Here is a 20,841-nt window from a genome sequence, read left to right as displayed (position 1 = left end):
AGTAGGCAAATTAAGCTATGACCCATATACCCCCCGTAAAAATTGTAAAAGCTTCCGCTGGATCAGGTAAAACTTTCAGCCTAACGGCACATTATATTTCTTTACTTTTTAGGGAGCATATCAATTTTTCACAAATATTGGCTATCACCTTTACCAATAAAGCTACTGCCGAAATGAAAACCAGAATTCTCTCCGTGTTAGAAGGTCTTGCCAGAAACAATGGCGAACATCTCGCTTACCAAAAGATTATCCTTGAGCAAAACCCGCAATTATCTCCCAACGAGTTAAGTTTTCGAGCACAACAGATTTATAGGCAAATACTGCATCGCTACGGCATGTTTGCTGTAACCACAATCGACGGATTCGTACAGAAAATTATACGAAGCTTTAGCTATGAATTGGAAATAGGAGCCTCTTACCGCTTAGAAATGAACATAGACAAGGTTAAAAAAAGCCTTGCTGCCCGATTAAACCAAGTTTTAAATAATCGCCCAGACTTACTACAATGGATTATAAGATATGCCCGCGAACAGATAGAACTTGGCAAACATTGGAATTATACCCACACCCTCATGGAGTTGGCCAATGAGATATTCAAAGAACGTTATCAGTTCTTTCATAATGCCATTAAAGGATTAAAGACTGAAGATCGATTAACTACCTTCGAAACCATCGATCAGATAAACACCGAAGGTATACGCTCTTTTGAGCAAACACTTAGCACATTACTACTAGAAGCCAAGGATATTTTTAACCGCTATGCTGTCGAAATAACCGACTTTCAAGGAAAATCACGCAATCCCGTTCCGAAATTGCCGGAACTCAACAAATCAAGCAATTTCATTGCTTTTTATGAGAAAATCGTCCCATACATTGATAACCCCGATAAATGGCAGTCAAAAGGCCTTAGTCTTAATATGCAAGCGCTATACAACGCGCTAAACCCTCTACTTGGAAAAACACAGCAGTTCTACCAAGAAAATGCGGCAGAATATTACTTGGCGCTTGCATTGAAAGAGAACATCTACTACCTCCACCTACTGCAGGAAATGAGCGGCCTTTTACGTGATTATAGGGACGAACATAATGTCATGTTAATTAATGAGTCGCAGAATTTATTAAGAGAGATTAATAAAAGTGGTTTAGAGAACACGTCTTTTATTTGGGAGAAAGTAGGAACGCATTTTAAGCATTTTCTTTTTGATGAATTTCAAGATACATCGTCTACTCAGTGGAGCAACTTCGTTCCTCTTATGCTAAACATGCTTGCCGAAAGGTCTCCTAATACGCCCTTGGCAGATCACCTCATCGTTGGCGATATCAAGCAAAGTATTTATCGTTGGCGGAGCGGAGACTGGACTTTACTCGACAAGCAGGTGGCATTAGATCTCGGTAGCAGTCTCATTCACGAACAAAACCTTCAGGAAAATTATAGAAGCTTAGATTCCATCATCGATTTTAACAACTTTCTATATGATTACGGCCCGCGATGGTTACAAGACCAATTGAACGATAAAGTTAAAAAGGGTGTTGGAGAAGAAATATATAGAAATTGGTGGGAAGAAGAAGGCTTACATCATCGCATTATTAATGCTTATAATACTAGTTTTCAGTATAAACCGAAAAAAGATAAAAATAATACAGGAGGACAAGTTCATATTGAAGTCCTCCCACTAGAAAAGGGAAACAAATCTTCTAGAGTGAATCAAACAAAAGACCTGGCACTACAAAAGATGGGTAATACCATTCTTTCCTGGTTACAGTCGGGCAAATATCTTCCCGGGCAAATCGGTGTGCTCGTAAGAACTAATAAAGAGGCGCAAGAAGTTATTGAATATCTACTATCCATCCAGCAGCCATTACCTCCGAGTAGTAGATTTAATGTGGTTTCTGGAGAAGCTCTTTTACTAGCAAATAATAGAGGTATTAAACTTATTATCAATTGCTTAAAAGCAATGGTTACCAATCCAAAAGATGCTGCTATTTTTAAAGCAAACTGCTTGTACCTCTTTCACCAGAAAGAAGATGAACCCTTTTCCACAGATAACAGTCTGTGGTTTAACTTAAATGATAGTACAGATATCAATCATTGGGGAAGTACACTTCCAGATGCTGTAAAAAAACATTGGGATAATATACAACTACGCCCGCTAAGCGAGTTGATTGAATTTCTTATAAAGGCGTTTCAACTAGACAGTAGCGAAAGTGATATCCCCTTTTTATTAGCCTTTAAAGATCTTGTAGAAAATTTTACAAAACTGGGAGAACATGGTCTCTTAACCTTTTTGAACTATTGGGAAGAAGACGGCATCAGGAAGGCTCTCCCTGCAGGAGAAGGAGCTAGCGCCGTTGAAATTCTTACCATTCATAAATCAAAAGGCTTAGCATTCGACGTTGTTATGATTCCTTTTTGTTCTTGGAATCTGGATTCCAGCCACTTACGCGATTTTTGGGTAAGCACAACAAATACCCGTTATGAAATATTACAATCGGTCCCGGTAAAATACAATGCCAATAAGATTGGAAAATCCTCCTTGTTTCGAGCTTATTATGAAGAAATGCTTTTTAATTATCTTGATGCCTTGAACATGCTTTATGTTGCAACAACCCGAACAATCCGGGAGCTCTACATCAGCATACCCGATGAAACAACAAGTACTACGCTCATTGCTGATTTATTATTAAATGTCTTAAAACAATATGGTCATGAACTACATATTACCTATAAAGATAGCATCTCTTTCCCAGAGGAAACGCCTTCTTTTACACCAAAAACCTCTGGTACTATAGCAAAAACCATTAAGGAAAGTCTAAAATTTTGGCAGTCTGAAAACGATTGGTATTGGAGTTTAAATCAATATCCTATTAGCGAACACCTTAACAAGGCCCTAGACAGTAAAAAAATCAGAGCAGATCTGCTGTTACTCGGAGAACAGGATAACCATATTAGATTAGGTTTGATATTACACGAAATATTGTCAAAAGCAGAAAGGCAAGCGGAAATCGAAACATTGCTGATAAAAATGCAGACAGAAGGACTCATAAAGCGGGAAGAAATTCCCCTGTTAAAAAAGCAGGCATCATTGATTTTCGAAAATACAGCTCTCAGAAAACTATTGGAAAAGAACTATCCCAGTTTAAACGAACAAAGTATCATCGATATCACAGGAAACGTTTTTCGCCCTGATAAGGTGTTGATAGGACCGGCAGAAACCGTTTTATTAGATTTTAAATTTACAGGTAAAAAAAACAATCAGATTGTCCACAAAGAGCACATCAAACAGGTGCAAACGTACACTCAACTTTTACAGGAAATGGGTTATCCAAACGTACGAGGTTACTTATTCTATGCATTTTTTAATACGTTGGTATCCGTTCAATAAAAATAACTCAGAAAATACAATAGTAAATATGCTCCCTTTTTTAAAAGAAGTCGCAACAGATTTAGTCAACAGGTACGGAGATAGCTTAAAAGATATTGCTATTATATTTAACAACAAGCGTCCGGAAGTATACATGAAGCAGTACTTTGTTGAAATAGTCAAAAAACCCATCTGGAGTCCGTCATTTTTTACGATACAGGATTTTTTTAAACAGGCGAGTATAGCTATTGAAATAGATAAAATTGGTCAAATTGCTCACTTACACGAATGTTATACACGGCTATTATTGACTAACGATCAAGAACCGCTAAGTATCGATCGGTTCTTTCCTATAGCCGAAACCATTCTCAGTGATTTTGCTCAAATAGATTATGAATTAATAGACCCATCGGCGATCTATCAGGAAATCCACGATCTTGCAGCAATCGAGAAACAATTTCAATTTCTAACAAAAGAACAGATTGCTTTTCTCGAGGCCTTTTGGAAATCCTTTAGTCAATACGGACAAGAACAGATCAGGGAAAAGTTTATTGCTCTCTGGAAGATGATGCCTCAACTATATACTGATTTTAAACATACGTTAGAAAAACTGGGTAAATCAACCACGTCTGCTATGTATCGCGAGGCCGCGATCAACACGCGCACAGACTCTATGTTAACCGGTCCTTATAAGCAGCTTGTTTTTGTAGGCTTCAATGCATTGAATAGGGCAGAAGGTACACTATTTAAAAGATGGCAAGAACAAGGCAAAGCTTTATTTTATTTTGATGCTGATCAGTATTATCTCGAAGATAAAATGCAGGAAGCGGGTTTATTCATTCGTAAAAATATAGAACAATGGCGTCTAGAAAACGCATTAGGCCCATTTCCAGACACACTTCGACGCAAAACCGATAGAATAACGGTCTTTGAGGCCTCTGGCTTTACCGCACAGGCAAAAATACTGCACACGCTACTAGCTAAGAAAAAAAAAGAAACTCCAATTGCGGTGTTACTCGCCGACGAAAATTTACTTATACCCACACTTCAGAGCATTCCAGAAACGCTGCTTACAAACATTACGATGGGCTTCCCCATTAACCAGTCACCTATTTTTGGTCTCGTAGAGATCTGGCTGAGAATACAAACCAATTATTATACAACAAATACTTACACGATTCCCTATAAAGATCTGGAGAGCTATCTGGCCCATCCTTTAATAAATACGTTACCTTCCGAGAAAAAAGAAATTCAACAAACAATCAAAGACAACAACTATCTAGACGTTCCATATGCAGCATTAGCACATTACAATGAAATCAATGTCTTCTTTAAAAGAGAAAAACATGCTATTCCGCTTATAACAGCCCTCGAAGTAATATTAAAGCGCATTTTTAATTATAGGAAAGATCATGGCAACCTTACCCTGATAGAAGCCAGCCTGTTTACTACCGCTCTACAAGAATTAAATCATCTATATGATGGTTTACATGTGTACTCGTCACTGCAACAGGCGGCCTTACCGTTCACCATCTCGTTGGTTCGTAAACATCTTTATAACATAAATGCTGCAATAGAAGGCGATCCACTGAAAGGCGTTCAAATTATGGGAATGCTGGAAAGCAGGAATCTTGATTTCAAAGAAATCTATATTTTAGGTGCGAATGACGGTATACTTCCGAAAAAAAGCTTCGGAAATACTTTTATTCCAGACGCCATTAGACGAGCTTACGGCCTCCCGGTTCTTGAGAACCAAGAGGCACTTTCCGCCTACCTCTTCTATAGGCTACTGCAACGTTCAGAACAAATTACGATCGTCTATAATAATCAGGTAGATGAAAATAGTACAGGAGAAGTCTCGCGATTTATCAAACAGTTAGCCTTTGAAAGTAACTTTAGTTTTTCTCAACTTAAACAACAACAAGAAACAAACATAAGTAAATTGCCTTTACCTTTACATATCACAAAAACAGGTAAGGTTGCAGAGACTCTGGATAACTATTTAACGGTTGATCCCTTAAAAATTTCTGCTACTGCACTGACAAACTATATACAATCCCCTTTACTTTTCTTTTTTAAGAATATAGCAAAGATTAAAGAACCCGATCAACTAATGGACGATTTTCAGGTAAATAAAATCGGCTCGGTCTTACATGAAGTCATGCAATGGTTCTATGAAGATTTGAAATCAACCAATGCTACCATTACAGCCAATCGCATCCACGAAAAATGTAGTGAACTGCCCACACTTTGTTTACAAGCGCTTTCAAACACTTTTTATAAAAACAAAACATATCTTTCATTAGAAAAAACAACTAGTATTGAAAAAATCATTTTGCAAATTGTAGAAGATTACGCTCGGATCATACTAAATATTGATATCGGTACCTGCCCTTTCAACATTATCGAACTTGAAAATAATGAGGACTATGTAATTGACTTTCTGATAACAGTTAATGGTCAGGAAAAATTGGTAAAACTTCAGGGAATTATCGATCGCATAGATGAAAAAGACGGTAAAATTCGTATTGTTGACTATAAAACGGGTGGAGATGTACTAGAATACACGAAAAATAACGACGAGCTATTCAATGCTTCCAATCCCAAGTTTAATAAAGCCCTCATCCAAACATTATTCTACACCTATATTTATGAACAGAAAAAAGGCATAGAAGATGTAGAGCCTCATCTCTATGCCGTTCGTAGATTAAACAATGAGGGATCTTTTTTCCATAGTGACAATCAAGCATTAGTAGGTGATAGATTAAAAGAAATAAAAGCCGTTTTTTTATCAAAATTACGTGAAACCCTGGAAGAGCTATTTAATAAAGAGATTCCTTTTATGCATAACCCTTCCGTCATTTTACCATATAACGAATTGTATGAAGAATTCTTTCGAAGTTCATCTTCCGATCATAAAACATAGAAAGTTAATATAAAAGGAATTAAAGCCGTAATCCTTCATATTTTCACTTTTTTAAAGTACTTTTGCGTACAAAATTTTGATTTAATTTACATACGTTATAACTGATGAGAGAAATACAGTTCAGAGAAGCACTTCGTGAGGCAATGAACGAAGAGATGCGCAAAGACGAGAAAATTTTCTTAATGGGCGAAGAAGTTGCTGAGTACAATGGTGCTTATAAAGTAAGTCAGGGGATGCTAGACGAATTCGGAGCCAAGCGTGTTATCGATACCCCAATTGCCGAATTAGGCTTTGCTGGTATTGGTATAGGAGCTGCTATGAAAGGTTTGAAACCAATCATAGAGTTTATGACTTTTAACTTCTCCCTAGTCGCAATTGATCAAATAATTAATGGTGCGGCAAAAATATACTCCATGAGCGGTGGGCAATATGCTGTACCGATTGTATTTAGAGGTCCCACCGGAAATGCTGGTCAATTGGGCGCGCAACACTCACAAAATTTCGAAAACTGGTATGCAAACACACCGGGCTTAAAAGTTGTTGTCCCTTCCGACCCCTACGAAGCAAAAGGCTTATTAAAACAATCGATCCTTGATCCTGATCCGGTAATCTTCATGGAGTCTGAAGTAATGTATGGAGATAAGGGAGAGGTGCCGGAAGAAGAATATTATTTGGAATTGGGCAAAGCACACAAGATACAGGAGGGAACGGATGTAACCATTGTCTCCTTCGGTAAAATGATTCCAAGAGTAGTTAAGCCCGCAGTTGAAGAACTGGAAAAAGATGGTGTGTCAGTAGATTTGATAGACCTGAGAACGGTAAGGCCTATCGACTATGCCAGCATCATCGAATCGGTTAAAAAAACCAATCGATTGGTCGTTGTAGAAGAGGCCTGGCCTTTAGCTTCTATTTCTTCCGAAATTGCTTTTAATGTACAAAAGAATGCTTTTGACTATCTTGATGCTCCTGTAATAAGAGTTACTTCTGCAGATGTTCCGTTACCTTACGCGCCTACTTTGATAGAAGAAGCACTTCCAAGCATTAAGAAGGTAATTAATGCGGTAAAAGACGTGTCTTACGCCAAATAAAGGTTTTTAGTTTTTTCTCATATAAAAAGAGACGGCCGGCTATAATATAGCCGGCCGTCTCTTTTTATATGAGATTGAACCTGTTGTTTGAAACTCGGGCTACTTAACAAAGTAAGCAATTATTAAACTGATAAAAACAAACTGTGTATAAATAATAACCGCATTTACATCACTTTTTTTTAGAAAAACCAATTACAACAGACTTATTTGCCTCTTAATACTCTCTTCCAAAGATATTATAGTCTCCGTTCTGGCTATTCCTTTTATTGCTTGTATATCTTCATTCAAAACATGACGCAAATGATTAGTATCTCTACATATAATTTTTGCAAACATGCTATATTGACCCGTACAATAGTGCAATTCAACTACTTCTTTAACCTGTTTTAGTTGTTCAACTGCCGTTTTATATTGAGAACCCTTTTCTAAATATATACCTAAGAACGCACATATATCAAATCCTATAGATTGAGGGTTAATAATTAGGTTAGAACCACGAATTATTCCTAATTCTTCCATTTTTTTCATACGAACATGTATAGTTCCTCCAGAAACTACTAGTTTTTTGGCTATTTCGGTGTACGGAACGGAGGCATCGTTCATCAAAATTGACAAAATTTGCGTGTCAAGGTTATCAAGTTCTAAAATTTGCGACTTTTTTTCCATGATTTTTTAATAATTCGAAATTGTTAGCTAATAATTTTATTAAAATGATAAAAATTAATTTTTTTTATTTAAAATTTGACAAGTATTATGAAGTTTTATTATGTTTGTATTAAACAAAAGGGAATTATTAAAGATATAGAAACCTTTAAAGTTTATTCACCTTTTGATTAAAATTTGCCCCTCAGTTTAATATAGGTTTATAATTGGTTAGCGTTGAAGCTCCTCTCCCAAAGGAGCTTCTTCTTTTTTAAAAATTTCTATAGAACCTACGATTAGGTCCATCTCAAATATATAATTCTCAATCAAAACCCTATATTTTAAAAATATTTTCAAAAATAGAGAGTTTTTTATCTTTTTCAACGAAAAAATAAGTTTTTTGTTTGAATAGGAAATATAACTCCATCAAAATAAATACAATCTCTTATACAGGTATTATCTAGCCCAGTCTTCTTGTAATCAGTTTAAAAGAACTTGTAAATATCGAAAAAGGGCAAAAGAAAGACATAGAGAATGATTTAGAACAATCATCCCAACCAAGTAAACAAAAAGTAAATAAACGCAAAGGCCTATAAAGCACGGCTCCTTTGGGAGGAGCCGTAATAAATGTAATAACTATTTTACAGTAAAGAACATCTTGTAATTTCCCCAATGCAACTCTATCAAACCTGTTTCACTTGCGGTTATCGTAAACTGTTCTTTAAAGTCTGTGCTTTCTTCTGTTGGCACATCCACTCTCAATTCATCTTCTTTCTCATCGTAATTAGTACCCCACTGATCCCATATTTTATTAAAAATAATGGTAGAAGTATTCTCTCCTGGAATACTATATAAACTATACTTCCCTGCCTTCAATGACTTTCCGTCGATAGTAGCATCCTTAGATATTGCAAAAGTCGTTGCTTCATTAGCACCTGTTCTCCAAACTGTGCCTAGCGGAGCAATATCAACGCCTAAGGCTCTCCCTTTTACTGATGGTCTACTATAATGTATTTCTACATCAAGGCCTGAACCGGTCGTCACCTTCACGCTATCCGGTGGACTAGGTCTCTTGCTTTTATCCTGTTGAGCCTGAACTCCAACAGCACTCACGCATAAAAAGACGAGAAACAATAACATTTTTTTCATAACAACATATTTAATTTAATTCATAACTATTCCTATTTCCCCCACAGTTCATTACATGTCACACCTAAGATGTACATTTCCTGGAGACGTTCACAAGGCTTTTTCTATCCAAAGAGACCTAATCTGTTATATCTATGCGTATGGGATGTCTGTTTAGTTTCAATAGGTAAAACAAATTTAATATGCTAAAGTTTTGTTCCTCGGTAAATAATCCTGTTGATTCAGCATTCAGAACAACTAATGTGTCTTCTATATAGATTCTATTTAGAAAATTATCTAAGTTTGCGCTATGGCACAAATAAAACCATCAATACCCAAAGGCACTCGTGATTTCTCTCCATCTGAAATGGAAAAACGCAACTTTATCTTTGCTACGATAAAAGCGGTATTCAAAAAATACGGTTATCAGGAAATCCAGACACCCTCATTTGAAAATTTGCAAACACTCACAGGAAAATATGGAGAAGAGGGTGATCGACTTATCTTTAAAATACTCAATTCCGGAGATTTTAAAAGTAAAATAGACTCCGTGAAATACGCGTCACTTAATACGCAAAGTTTAACACCGCTCATAGCTGAGAAGGCGTTAAGATACGATTTAACTGTTCCATTTGCCCGCTACGTCGTCATGCACCAAAATGACATAGCCCTGCCATTTAAACGATTCCAAATTCAACCCGTATGGCGAGCAGACAGGCCACAGAGGGGTCGATATCGTGAGTTCTATCAGTGCGACGTCGATGTCGTAGGTTCTGATAGCCTAATCAATGAGGCAGAATTTGTTCTAATCTATAATGAGGCCCTTTACAATCTCGGTCTAAAAGATTTTACTATAAAACTCAATAATCGGAAAATTTTAGCTGCAATAGCCGAACTAATCGGAAAACCAGCGCTATTAATAGACATGACTGTCGCTATAGACAAGCTCGATAAAATCGGAATCGATGGGGTAATAAACGAACTTATCGATAAAGGTTTTACAACGACGGATATTGCCATCCTCGATCCTATTATCAATCTTGAAGGAACTAATAGGTCGAAAATTGAAACACTCAAAAAGGTTTTAAGAAACTCAGCGTTAGGTATAGCCGGCCTTACTGAGCTCGAAACTATTTTATCCTTGGTAAATAAACTAGATTCCTCCGCGGCAGACAGAATAGCGGTAGATATCACATTAGCAAGGGGCTTAAATTATTACACAGGATGTATTTATGAAGTAAAAACAAATGAAGTAAATATGGGTAGTATTGGTGGGGGGGGGAGATATGACGATCTCACTGGAATGTTTGGCCTAAAAGGATTAACTGGGGTCGGCATTTCTTTTGGCGCTGATCGAATTTATGATGTTTTAAATGAGCTCAATTTATTTCCTTCAGACACGGAAAGTACAACGCAGGTATTAATTAGCAATTTCGACAAAAAATGTGAGGACCTCGCTTTATCTCTGCTTCAACGTATACGAAATGAACAGATAGCTGCTGAGTTCTATCCAACTACTGCAAAGCTTAAAAAACAACTAACTTATGCCGATAGCAAAAAAATTCCTTTTGTTGTCCTAATTGGCGAAGAAGAAGCCAATAGCGGGTTGCTTACACTTAAAAATATGAAAAGCGGAGAACAGTCGAAATTATCAACGGTCGATCTAATAGCATTCTTAAAATCAATTTAGCTCTATTTATTATCTTGGTCGATTTTCGGACGGGCCCAACAACCTTTCCGGAAAACGCCGGATATCATTAGCTAAGTTAACAGTTTTAAGAAAATATATACAAGCGGAGCGGCCAACAACAAACCATCGAATCTATCCAAAACCCCACCATGACCAGGTAATAGTGAGCCGGAATCCTTTACCTGAAAACTTCTTTTCAACATGGATTCAACCAAATCTCCCAAGGTTCCTATTAACCCGATCATAATCGCTACTATAATCCAATTCAGCGATGTTATCTCGGTATAATATTGAGCGATGATCAAACCCGTTAATATGCTGAATAATATTCCTCCAATAAATCCTTCCCATGTTTTTTTGGGTGAATGCCGTTCAAAAAGCTTGTTTCTTCCCCACCTCATTCCAACGAGATAGGCACCTGTATCATTCGCCCAGAGCATAAGCAAAAAAGCCAGTGGCATATGGAAGTTATACTCCCCATGCAAAAAACCTAAACTGTAGAAAAAAATAAATGGAACTACGGCATAAACTATCCCAAAAAAAGTGTATGTAATGCTGTTAAAGGGATAAGTATTCTTTTTATAAAGTGTAACAATATATGTTGCTGCCATCAACGGCACAGCCAACAGCAAATAAATGATGCTCGTACCAAACAGAAAATGCAATACTATAGGAATGAATAAAATGGCACTCAACAAAACCCCTAAAAGTCTATCAGGCTGGCATTTTTCCCCTTCTACCAGTTTATAAAACTCCAATACACTGATAATAGCGAGCAAAGAAAAAAATACGCTGAAAGTATACGGCCCCAACAATACAGCCGCTAACATAATTATAACGAAAAAAACCCCGGTAATTGCTCTTGTTTTCATTTCACTAATTTTCTCTATTCACCACCAATCATTTCTTTTACTATAGTTACCGCGTCTTCTTCATGCTCACCTGAAACATATAATTCCACCTGTCCAAATCTATAGGAAGAGTCCTGTTTATTAATAATCACTGCTTGAATATTATTTTCTATCAACGCTTGACGTATCATCTCCGTTTTAAAAAAATCGGTCGAGCTAAAAATCTTTTTCCATCCCTTTTCCATAAAAATAAACTAAATATTGCTTTTGCTACTATACTTCCTGTAATAATCGATCAAAAATAATCCAATGATAAAACTTGTAACATATATTGGCCAATGATAAAACTTTCCATCTAGATAATCCAATGGCTTTCCAGATTTTGTCAGATAGAAAGCAATTATAATAGCAGATGCATTATTAGCAAAATGGGCTAATATCGGTAACCATATGCTCTTTCCCCAAAAATATAGGTAACCACAAAGGGCTCCTATTAACATTCTTGGAAGAAAACCGAAAAATTGTAAATGTATTGCACTAAAAATAAAGGCGGTTAACCAAATCGCTATATGTATTTTCCCCGTCCATTTCCAAACAATATTTTGCAAACAGCCTCTAAATAACAATTCTTCCCCTACAGCAGCAAGTACACCAATCATAAAAAGATTTGTGAGCAACCCGCCAATAGTGTCCCTTGTAAGCAAGGCTTTGGTTAGAACGGCCATTTCTTCCTCTTTTTCTCTCATCCACTCTTCCACACCCTTAAGATAGGAGGGTAGTTCCATTTGTTCATTAAGATATACAGTAAACTCAAAAAAAGGCGCACTAAATATCATAATCAAAATAACCAACAGAAATAAACCTGATCTATTTGGTAATGAACAATCAAAATACGATCTACGGTTTTTCTCAATTCTGTTTAGTAATACTGCCGGTATTATAAAAGTTCCAATTGCAGAAAAAATTTGCGATAAACTGATAAAATTTAACTCTTTCGCTCCTAACTTATCAAAGTTACCGGTGCCTATCTTTAACACCTCCACACCATATACCAGAATACCTAGTCCCAAACCAATGAAGCTAAAAAGCAATGCAGATAATAAAACGATAAGCAAGAGATATATTAACGAAACACCTGGGTGATTATCAGACGGATTATAAGGATTTCCTTTCAAAATTTTGTATTTTTGCGATTTAATTGAAACTAATTTTGGGTTGAATATAGGCAATGTCCATTAAGATAGGAAAAAATATTGATCTAGGACCGTTTCCGCTTTTGTTAGCACCAATGGAAGACGTCAGTGATCCACCTTTTCGTTACGTCTGCAAACAAAACGGTGCGGATATGATGTATACAGAATTCATCTCTTCCGAGGGATTAATAAGAGACGCGGCAAAAAGTAGACAAAAGCTAGATATTTTTGAATACGAACGTCCCATTGGGATCCAAATATTTGGCAGCGATATCGACAGCATGCGTCAAGCTACCGAAATAGCATCGCTTGCCGAACCAGACTTAATTGATATAAACTACGGATGCCCTGTAAAAAATGTTGCCTGTAGAGGAGCTGGAGCTAGCTTACTACAAGATATCGACAAAATGGTCCATATGACCGAAGCAGTGGTAAAGGCCACCCACCTACCGGTTACCGTCAAAACCAGATTAGGATGGGATGATCATACCAAAAATATATACGAAGTAGCTGAACGCTTACAGGATGTGGGTATTCATGCCCTGAGCATTCATGGGAGAACACGGTCACAAATGTATAAAGGACAAGCAGACTGGCATTTGATAAAGCAAGTAAAAAGAAATCCCCGTATACATATTCCTATTTTTGGTAACGGTGACGTGGATAGTGTTGAAAAAGCGGCAAACTGGCGCCTAACATATGAAGTTGATGGAATAATGATTGGTCGTGCTTCTATTGGCTATCCCTGGATTTTCAGAGAAATCAAACATTTTTTCCAAACCGGAGAATACCTTCCAGGACCAACTATAGAAGAAAGGGTCGCTGTTTGTCGTACCCATTTTCAAAAATCAATAGAATGGAAAGGAGAAAAAACCGGCATATTTGAGATGAGAAGACATTATGCCAATTATTTTAAAGGAATTCCTCATTTTAAAGACTATCGAATGAAATTAGTCTCCTTACAAGATGTTAAAGAAATAAATGAAGTATTGGATGAAATAGCCTATAATTTTCTATCCGTGGAAATCGCTTAAATAAATATTTAATCATTCATTATTTCTATTTTATTCCATCATTTCCTATCTTGCCGGAAATTCTTTTGATTATGGTTACAGAGATTACCGAAGGAGTCAAGGTTTCGGTAGAGGCGGTATACCAACCCGAATACTCTAATCCTGAAAACGAACACTTCATGTTTGCCTATAAGATCACTATTGAAAATATGGGTAATTACAGTGTACAATTGCTGAGAAGACACTGGTTCATCTTTGATTCAACCGGCACCCATAGGGAAGTGGAAGGGGAAGGAGTTGTAGGTCAACAACCTATTATTGCACCTGGGCAACAATACGAATACGTTTCAGGATGCAATCTTAAAAGTGATATGGGAAGTATGGCGGGTAGTTATCAAATGCTAAAAGAAATTGATGGATCCTTATTTGATGTAGCCATTCCCAAATTCAATTTAATGCCTGATCATAAGCTTAATTAAAACCAAGCCGCTTTTTTTAGCTTAGCCTTTTCTTTTTTACACCTTTATTATTATCATTACCCAGCTTACTTTCTCCTTATAATATATTTAACCTTATAACATACGCCTGTTTATCTTACCTTAAGCGTAAATAGTTAAAAGTAATTTGACATATATAGCCTAAAAATAGATACACATCGGTCATTAAGAAATGACACTTAGGTGTAATGAATGCTCCGTAATGTTCAGAATATTACTTATTTTTGCAATAATTTTAGCATAATACCGTATATATGACAGCGTTGATCTATGGGGCAAGTGGGCTAGTAGGAGGGTATCTACTCACCTATTTAATTGAAAGTGTTGATTTTCAAAAAGTTATATTATACACTCGCAAGAAAATAGCTATTAATTCCCCTAAAATAGAGCAAATTATAGATGGGATGGAAGCGCTTAAATTGCACCAAAAAGAATTGATAGCTGATCATATTTTTTGTTGTTTAGGAACAACAAAAAACAAAACGCCGGACAAAGATGAATATTATAAAATCGATCACGATTTTCCTTTAATGGCAGCAGCAATCGGATTGGAGAACGGTACTAAACATTTTCATTTAGTGTCAGCCCTTGGGGCCGACCAACATTCAATGATATTTTACAATAAAACAAAAGGTGAACTCGAGAGAGATATAAAATTATTGCCCTTCCAAAGTATAAATATCTATCAACCCTCTTTATTAACTGGTAGCAGAAAAGAGAAAAGGAATGTAGAAGAGATAACAGAAAAAATCTTCTATTTCATAAATCCATTACTTGTAGGATCGTTAAAAAAATATAGAAGTATTTCTGCTAAAACTGTTGCAGCTGCGATGTTTAATCAAGCATTAAACAATAACCAAGGGTTGCACATATTCAAGTCAGACGAAATTAAAGAAATTGCGTGAGTATATTATCAACAGAGCAAATAGGACATACGTTCGGCGATAAATGGTTATTTAAAAACCTTACATTCGGTTTACAGAAAGGAGATAGAACAGCACTGGTAGGTGTCAATGGCACGGGCAAATCTACGCTCTTAAAAATACTCGCTGGAAAAATTATACCTTTAGAAGGAAAAACAGTATCTACCCGAGATATCAAAATAGGGTATCTGGAGCAAGAACCTGATTTTACTGCCTTAGAAAAAATAGAAGATTTCATTTATAGCTTAGATAATGAAACTCAGCAACTAATAAAACAGTATGAGGCGCTGATTGATACGCCAAATCACGACCAACACTTGCTCACCAGACTCATAGAAGAACTAACGGTAAAGGATGCCTGGTCTTATGAAGACAGCATAAAAATTATCTTAAATAGGTTAGGTATCACCGATTTAAAACAATCGATCAAAAGTTTATCTGGTGGGCAGCGAAAGAGACTGTCACTAGCTAAGCTGCTGATAGATGATCCTGATATCTATATACTAGATGAACCTACCAATCACCTAGATCTGGAAACAATAGAGTGGTTGGAGAAAATACTAACAGTCGGTCAAAAAACACTTTTACTCGTTACACACGACCGTTACTTTCTAGATAATATCTGTACGGAAATAAAAGAGCTGCACAACGCTCAATTATATAGTTATAAAGGTAACTATAGCAATTTCCTGGAGAAAAAAGCCGAACGTGAAGCAAGTGACGCTTCCACCCTAGAGAAAAACAAAAACCTTCTTCGCAAAGAATTAGAATGGATGAGAAGGCAACCACAAGCAAGGGGCACAAAATCGAAGTCCAGGATAAATGCTTTTTATGACTTAGAAGAAAAAACAAAAAACAACAATAACCGAGAAACCATCGAACTCAGTGTGAAAATGAGTAGGCAAGGCGGAAAAATTTTAGAATTAACAGATGTATCCGTATCATTTGGAGAAAAAAAAATTATTAATAACTTTTCCTATACTTTCAAAAAAGGTGATAGGATAGGCTTGGCCGGAAAAAATGGAAGTGGAAAATCAACTTTCCTAAACTTAATAACCAAAGCACTATCTCCTATAGAAGGCACGATAACCGTGGGCGAGACTACTGTTTACGGTTATTACAAACAAGGCGGTCTTTCCTTCTCTAATAATGAACGCGTAATAGATATCGTAAAAAATGTAGCCGAATATATTACAATGGATAACGGCGATACTATTACTGCTTCTCAACTATTAACACATTTTCTTTTTCCGCCAGAAAAGCAATTTGGTTTCGTTGAAAAGTTAAGCGGGGGAGAGAAAAAAAGATTGCAGCTCATGCGTATTCTCATGCAAAACCCGAATTTTCTCATTCTTGACGAACCAACGAACGATTTAGATATCGATACCCTCAACGTACTCGAATCTTTTTTAACCAATTTTTCTGGCGTGCTTATTTTGGTTTCGCATGATAGATATTTAATTGATCGATTAACAGATCAATTATTTATTTTTGATTCAGGTAATATTACCATATATAATGGAAACTACACTGATTTTAAAGCAGAAGAACGTTTATCATCAAAAGAGAAAAAGATACAAGAATCAAAAAAAACAATCCAAATAAAGCAACAAGAAACTGCGAGGAGGAAAATATCCTATAAAGAGCGAAAAGAATTCGAAAATCTTGATCAGGAAATAACCTCATTAGAGAAAAAAATTAAAATAAAAACCGATGAGTTAAAAAAAACCACTCATCATGAAGAGCTTTCAAAGCTAGCCACAACAATTGAGTTTTTAAATAGAGAGTTAGAGATAAAAAGTGAACGCTGGCTAGAATTAGGTGAATTAATTTGATAAAATAAACGTTCCACGTGAAACTTTAGCTATTAAGTTTCACGTGGAACTCAAATAGATATGTTTCCAAAATACGATATCATAATAGTAGGAGCAGGGCACGCAGGTTGTGAGGCAGCCGCAGCCGCAGCTAATTTAGGTTCAAAAGTACTACTCATAACGATGAACATGGGTACTATTGCACAAATGAGCTGCAACCCGGCGATGGGAGGTGTTGCTAAAGGTCAAATCGTGCGGGAAATTGATGCATTAGGGGGTTACTCTGGTATTATAGCAGATAAAACAACCATCCAATTTCGGATGCTTAACCTGTCAAAGGGTCCAGCCATGTGGAGTCCACGTACGCAAAACGATCGTATGCGCTTTGCTGAAGAATGGCGGTTACAATTGGAAAATATAGAAAATATTGATATATGGCAAGATACTGTTAAAGAAATTATTGTTAAAAAAGGTCAGGCTAAAGGGGTAGTAACTTCCTTGGGTATAACCATAATATGTGAAGCTGTTATATTAACCAATGGCACCTTTCTAAACGGTACCATACATATCGGTGAGAAAAAATTCGGCGGAGGCAGAACAGGTGAGAAAGCTGCTACCGGATTAACAGAACAACTCGTGAGTATCGGTTTTGAGTCAGGAAGAATGAAAACTGGAACACCGCCGCGTGTCGATGGCAGAAGTTTAGATTATACCAAAATGGAGGAGCAATGGGGGGATAAAAAAAGAGGTAAATTCTCTTTTCGAAATGTAAAAATACCTACAGAACAACGATGCTGTTGGATCACTTATACCAATCAAGATGTACACGAAACACTGAAAGAAGGTTTTGAAAAATCGCCTATGTTCACCGGCCGTATCAAAGGTTTGGGACCAAGATATTGCCCTTCTATTGAAGATAAGATAAATAGATTTGCCGAAAGAGATCGACATCAGATATTTGTAGAGCCCGAGGGCTGGAAAACATGTGAAATTTACGTAAACGGCTTTTCAACATCGCTACCAGAAGACGTACAATATAAAGCGTTAACCAAAATTCCCGGTTTTGAAAATGCTAAAATGTTCCGTCCAGGTTATGCAATCGAATATGATTATTTTCCACCTATGCAGTTAGATGCAACGCTTGAAACAAAACTAGTTAAAAATCTATTTTTTGCCGGCCAAATCAACGGTACAACAGGTTATGAAGAAGCTGCCAGTCAAGGGTTAATCGCGGGAATAAATGCTCATCAATCAATCAATAATCTACATGAACTCATTTTAAAAAGATCTGAATCCTATATAGGCGTGTTGATTGATGATTTAATAACAAAGGGTACCGAAGAACCTTATCGGATGTTTACTTCTAGGGCAGAACACCGATTACTTCTAAGACAAGATAACGCCGATGCCCGGCTTACACCAATTGCGCATCGTCTAGGATTGGTAACTGATAATGTTCTCGAAAAAGTTACTAATAAAGTAAACCAATCAGATGAGCTTGTTAATTACCTGAGAAAAACGTCTATCAATGCAAAAGACATGAATATAATTTTAAGCGATTTAAATTCCAGTCCACTTACGCAAAATATAAAAATGTTCAATGTTCTTACTCGCCCACAAGTAAGCATTTTTGATCTAGCACGTTCAAGTCAGACATTCCAATCGATATTATCAAAATATGATCAAGAAGTAATCGAACAGGCAGAAATCAAAGTAAAATATGATAGCTACTTTGAGAAAGAAATAGAAATAGTTAACAAAATGAAAAAGATGGAAGACAAAGAAATCAACCCATCATTTGACTATACTACACTAGTATCGCTATCAAAAGAGGCAAGAGAAAAACTAATCAAGATAAAGCCACGTACCTTAGGCCAAGCATCTAGAATTTCCGGTGTATCACCGGCAGATGTAAGTGTACTAATGGTGCATATGTCATAATTTTTTTATAAAAACTTATAAATCAACTAGTTAACTAAAATAAATAATACTGTAAAATAATCAATTCTGAGCCATTATTTTAGAAATTCCGATGCGTTTATCCAAAAAACTAAAAAATCTTTCAGAAGGCGCTAAAATAGCCTTAAAATTAAAATGGCTCATTTTGGTTTTATTTATAGGCCTTACACTATTCAATACACATTGCGCAAGCGTACAGCAACCTATGGGTGGACCCAAAGATAGTATCCCACCAAAAATATTAAGTGAATCTCCAACTAACCTCACCAGAAACTTTGAAGAAGAAGAGATTGTTATTGAATTTGACGAGTATATAAAATTACAGAATGAATTCAAAGAAATAAGTATAACACCAGACATGGATAAACTTCCAACCTATAAGGTTAGAAAGCGATCCTTGATCATTACCTTACCGGATTCGTTAGAAGAGAAAACAACCTACACCATAAATTTCGGCAAAGCTATAGGCGACTATAACGAAGGAAATCCATTATTAAATTACAGCTACGTTTTTGCAACCGGAGATGAAATAGATTCACTAAATGTCTCGGGAAATGTTACCAATGCGCTGAGTTTAGAAAAAGAAGAAGAAGCTACTGTTTTACTTATTCCCACGCGTCAAGATTCGATATTTGGAAAACGCAAGGCTAATATATTCACACTTACAGATTCTTCAGGTAATTTTAACCTAAAAAATCTTAAAGAAGATACCTACAGAATCTATGCACTAAAAGAACAAAATGGCGATAGAATCTATAATTCAGATGATGAAGAAATAGGTTTTTTAATAGACTCCTTTCATTTAAATAAAGACACCAACAATATTAAGCTTACCGTTTCCAAAGCCATTCCTCCAAAATTCAGATTGGTAGACAGAAAAATTGAAAAAAATGGCACGATTACCTTCTCCTTTAATAAACCCCTTGATAATCCAGATATCAGAATCGTAAAACCAGAAGATCTGAATGAGAACAAACTAATATCCTACTCGTCGAAAAAAGACAGCGCTACCATGTGGTTGTCAGAATTAACTTTCGATTCCTTAAAGGTTCAATTTTACGACCATAACGAACTACTCGATTCTGTAAATATAAGAAGAAGTAGAAACGAAAAATATGATAGGGACCTCATTATTACAGATAATCTCAACGGACAAAAAGTAAATAAGATTAAACATATCATACTGCAAAGCACTGCACCTATAAAATCTGTAAACAAGCAGAACATTGTACTTACCGAGGATTCTATTGCCAGAAAGAACTTCCAACTGACTGCAGACACCAACGACAACAAAAAATACATTTTAAGGTACAATTGGAGAGCCAAAAGAAACTACGAATTAGTACTAAAAGAAGATGCATTTCAAGGTTATTTCGGAGAGAAATCAAAAGATGTAACAAGAAAATTCACATTGGATGAAACAGAAAATTTCGGAGACATCATCCTTCAAGTTAATGTTCCAGATACTATAGGAAATCAATATCTTATACAAATAACTAACGATAAAAAAGACAGAATATTTGAATCAAGAGCTGTAAGGAAATCTGAAAGGCTAATATTCAAACAATTTCCCGGGGGAAAATATCTCATCCGTGCTGTTTATGATAAGAACAAAAATAACAAATGGGATCCTGTAAACGTAGAAAAACGAACACTTCCAGAAATTATATGGTATCACGAAAAAATCATTACCGTACGCCCCAATTGGGAACAGGAAGAACCAATTGATATACCTCCTTTAGATGACAACTGATA

15 protein-coding genes are annotated in these 20,841 nt (G+C 36.2%); 10 read left to right on the top strand and 5 right to left on the bottom strand.

Annotated features, from left to right (window positions below; genetic code table 11):
- Positions 1-17 precede the first annotated feature (17 nt).
- The 3 genes from H8S90_RS05960 (at position 18) to H8S90_RS05950 (ending at position 7,376) form a co-directional block, all read left to right on the top strand.
- Positions 18-3,383: a UvrD-helicase domain-containing protein gene (locus H8S90_RS05960; RefSeq protein ID WP_187341662.1), complete on the top strand. Its 3,366-nt coding sequence runs from the start codon at positions 18-20 to the stop codon at positions 3,381-3,383.
- Positions 3,384-3,411: 28 nt separating this feature from the next.
- Positions 3,412-6,288 carry a PD-(D/E)XK nuclease family protein gene (locus tag H8S90_RS05955; RefSeq protein WP_187341661.1) on the top strand — a complete coding sequence of 959 codons (2,877 nt, stop codon included), beginning with the start codon at positions 3,412-3,414 and terminating at the stop codon, positions 6,286-6,288.
- Between the two features lie 104 nt (positions 6,289-6,392).
- Positions 6,393-7,376: a pyruvate dehydrogenase complex E1 component subunit beta gene (locus H8S90_RS05950; RefSeq protein ID WP_187341660.1), complete on the top strand. Its 984-nt coding sequence runs from the start codon at positions 6,393-6,395 to the stop codon at positions 7,374-7,376.
- A 192-nt stretch (positions 7,377-7,568) separates the two neighbouring features.
- Here H8S90_RS05950 and H8S90_RS05945 read toward each other — a convergent pair whose 3' ends face one another.
- Both H8S90_RS05945 and H8S90_RS05940 read right to left on the bottom strand, forming a co-directional pair.
- On the bottom strand, positions 7,569-8,042 hold the full coding sequence (locus H8S90_RS05945; RefSeq protein ID WP_187341659.1) for an Lrp/AsnC ligand binding domain-containing protein: 474 nt from the start codon (positions 8,040-8,042) through the stop codon (positions 7,569-7,571).
- Between the two features lie 612 nt (positions 8,043-8,654).
- Positions 8,655-9,167, bottom strand: a complete 513-nt coding sequence (locus H8S90_RS05940) for a DUF2911 domain-containing protein (protein WP_187341658.1) — start codon at positions 9,165-9,167, stop codon at positions 8,655-8,657.
- 289 nt (positions 9,168-9,456) lie between these two features.
- Here H8S90_RS05940 and hisS point away from each other — a divergent pair, with 289 nt between their 5' ends.
- On the top strand, positions 9,457-10,836 hold the full coding sequence (hisS, locus tag H8S90_RS05935; protein ID WP_187341657.1) for a histidine--tRNA ligase: 1,380 nt from the start codon (positions 9,457-9,459) through the stop codon (positions 10,834-10,836).
- Positions 10,837-10,907: 71 nt separating this feature from the next.
- On the opposite strand, the gene H8S90_RS05930 is transcribed toward hisS, so the two are convergent.
- The 3 genes from H8S90_RS05930 to H8S90_RS05920 are packed head-to-tail and all read right to left on the bottom strand — an operon-like array spanning position 10,908 to position 12,862.
- Positions 10,908-11,708 carry a phosphatidate cytidylyltransferase gene (locus H8S90_RS05930; RefSeq protein ID WP_187341656.1) on the bottom strand — a complete coding sequence of 267 codons (801 nt, stop codon included), beginning with the start codon at positions 11,706-11,708 and terminating at the stop codon, positions 10,908-10,910.
- 14 nt (positions 11,709-11,722) lie between these two features.
- A complete protein-coding gene (locus H8S90_RS05925; protein WP_187341655.1) occupies positions 11,723-11,932 on the bottom strand; it encodes a DUF2007 domain-containing protein in 210 nt (69 codons plus the stop codon).
- A 9-nt stretch (positions 11,933-11,941) separates the two neighbouring features.
- Positions 11,942-12,862 (bottom strand): CPBP family intramembrane glutamic endopeptidase, encoded by a 921-nt coding sequence (locus H8S90_RS05920; RefSeq protein ID WP_187341654.1) that lies wholly within the window; start codon positions 12,860-12,862, stop codon positions 11,942-11,944.
- Between the two features lie 53 nt (positions 12,863-12,915).
- Between H8S90_RS05920 and dusB the strand changes: the two genes are divergently transcribed.
- From dusB to H8S90_RS05890, 6 genes are all read left to right on the top strand, one after another.
- A complete protein-coding gene (gene dusB, locus H8S90_RS05915; RefSeq protein ID WP_187341653.1) occupies positions 12,916-13,914 on the top strand; it encodes a tRNA dihydrouridine synthase DusB in 999 nt (332 codons plus the stop codon).
- A gap of 71 nt (positions 13,915-13,985) precedes the next feature.
- Entirely contained in the window at positions 13,986-14,372 is a 387-nt protein-coding gene (apaG, locus tag H8S90_RS05910) for a Co2+/Mg2+ efflux protein ApaG (RefSeq protein ID WP_187341652.1), read from the top strand.
- 272 nt (positions 14,373-14,644) lie between these two features.
- Entirely contained in the window at positions 14,645-15,295 is a 651-nt protein-coding gene (locus H8S90_RS05905) for a nucleoside-diphosphate sugar epimerase (RefSeq protein WP_187341651.1), read from the top strand.
- The gene (locus H8S90_RS05900) at positions 15,292-17,148 is read left to right on the top strand and encodes an ABC-F family ATP-binding cassette domain-containing protein (protein ID WP_187341650.1); all 1,857 of its coding nucleotides are present in this window, start codon (positions 15,292-15,294) and stop codon (positions 17,146-17,148) included. The genes H8S90_RS05905 and H8S90_RS05900 overlap by 4 nt, the downstream gene beginning before the upstream one ends.
- A 60-nt stretch (positions 17,149-17,208) precedes the next feature.
- Entirely contained in the window at positions 17,209-19,068 is a 1,860-nt protein-coding gene (gene mnmG / locus H8S90_RS05895) for a tRNA uridine-5-carboxymethylaminomethyl(34) synthesis enzyme MnmG (protein ID WP_187341649.1), read from the top strand.
- Between the two features lie 91 nt (positions 19,069-19,159).
- Entirely contained in the window at positions 19,160-20,839 is a 1,680-nt protein-coding gene (locus H8S90_RS05890; protein ID WP_187341648.1) for an Ig-like domain-containing protein, read from the top strand.
- Positions 20,840-20,841: the final 2 nt, after the last annotated feature.

Origin of the sequence: Olivibacter sp. SDN3 (assembly GCF_014334135.1) — a bacterium.
Classification (GTDB): domain Bacteria; phylum Bacteroidota; class Bacteroidia; order Sphingobacteriales; family Sphingobacteriaceae; genus Olivibacter.
This window is presented reverse-complemented; position numbering and strand designations above follow the sequence as displayed.

Coding starts and splice junctions, on each gene's coding strand:
- H8S90_RS05960 (WP_187341662.1), top strand. CDS start 18: ATGACCCATATACCCCCCGTAAAAATTGTAAAAGCTTCCGCTGGATCA.
- H8S90_RS05955 (WP_187341661.1), top strand. CDS start 3,412: ATGCTCCCTTTTTTAAAAGAAGTCGCAACAGATTTAGTCAACAGGTAC.
- H8S90_RS05950 (WP_187341660.1), top strand. CDS start 6,393: ATGAGAGAAATACAGTTCAGAGAAGCACTTCGTGAGGCAATGAACGAA.
- H8S90_RS05945 (WP_187341659.1), bottom strand. CDS start 8,042: ATGGAAAAAAAGTCGCAAATTTTAGAACTTGATAACCTTGACACGCAA.
- H8S90_RS05940 (WP_187341658.1), bottom strand. CDS start 9,167: ATGAAAAAAATGTTATTGTTTCTCGTCTTTTTATGCGTGAGTGCTGTT.
- hisS (WP_187341657.1), top strand. CDS start 9,457: ATGGCACAAATAAAACCATCAATACCCAAAGGCACTCGTGATTTCTCT.
- H8S90_RS05930 (WP_187341656.1), bottom strand. CDS start 11,708: ATGAAAACAAGAGCAATTACCGGGGTTTTTTTCGTTATAATTATGTTA.
- H8S90_RS05925 (WP_187341655.1), bottom strand. CDS start 11,932: ATGGAAAAGGGATGGAAAAAGATTTTTAGCTCGACCGATTTTTTTAAA.
- dusB (WP_187341653.1), top strand. CDS start 12,916: ATGTCCATTAAGATAGGAAAAAATATTGATCTAGGACCGTTTCCGCTT.
- apaG (WP_187341652.1), top strand. CDS start 13,986: ATGGTTACAGAGATTACCGAAGGAGTCAAGGTTTCGGTAGAGGCGGTA.
- H8S90_RS05905 (WP_187341651.1), top strand. CDS start 14,645: ATGACAGCGTTGATCTATGGGGCAAGTGGGCTAGTAGGAGGGTATCTA.
- mnmG (WP_187341649.1), top strand. CDS start 17,209: ATGTTTCCAAAATACGATATCATAATAGTAGGAGCAGGGCACGCAGGT.
- H8S90_RS05890 (WP_187341648.1), top strand. CDS start 19,160: ATGCGTTTATCCAAAAAACTAAAAAATCTTTCAGAAGGCGCTAAAATA.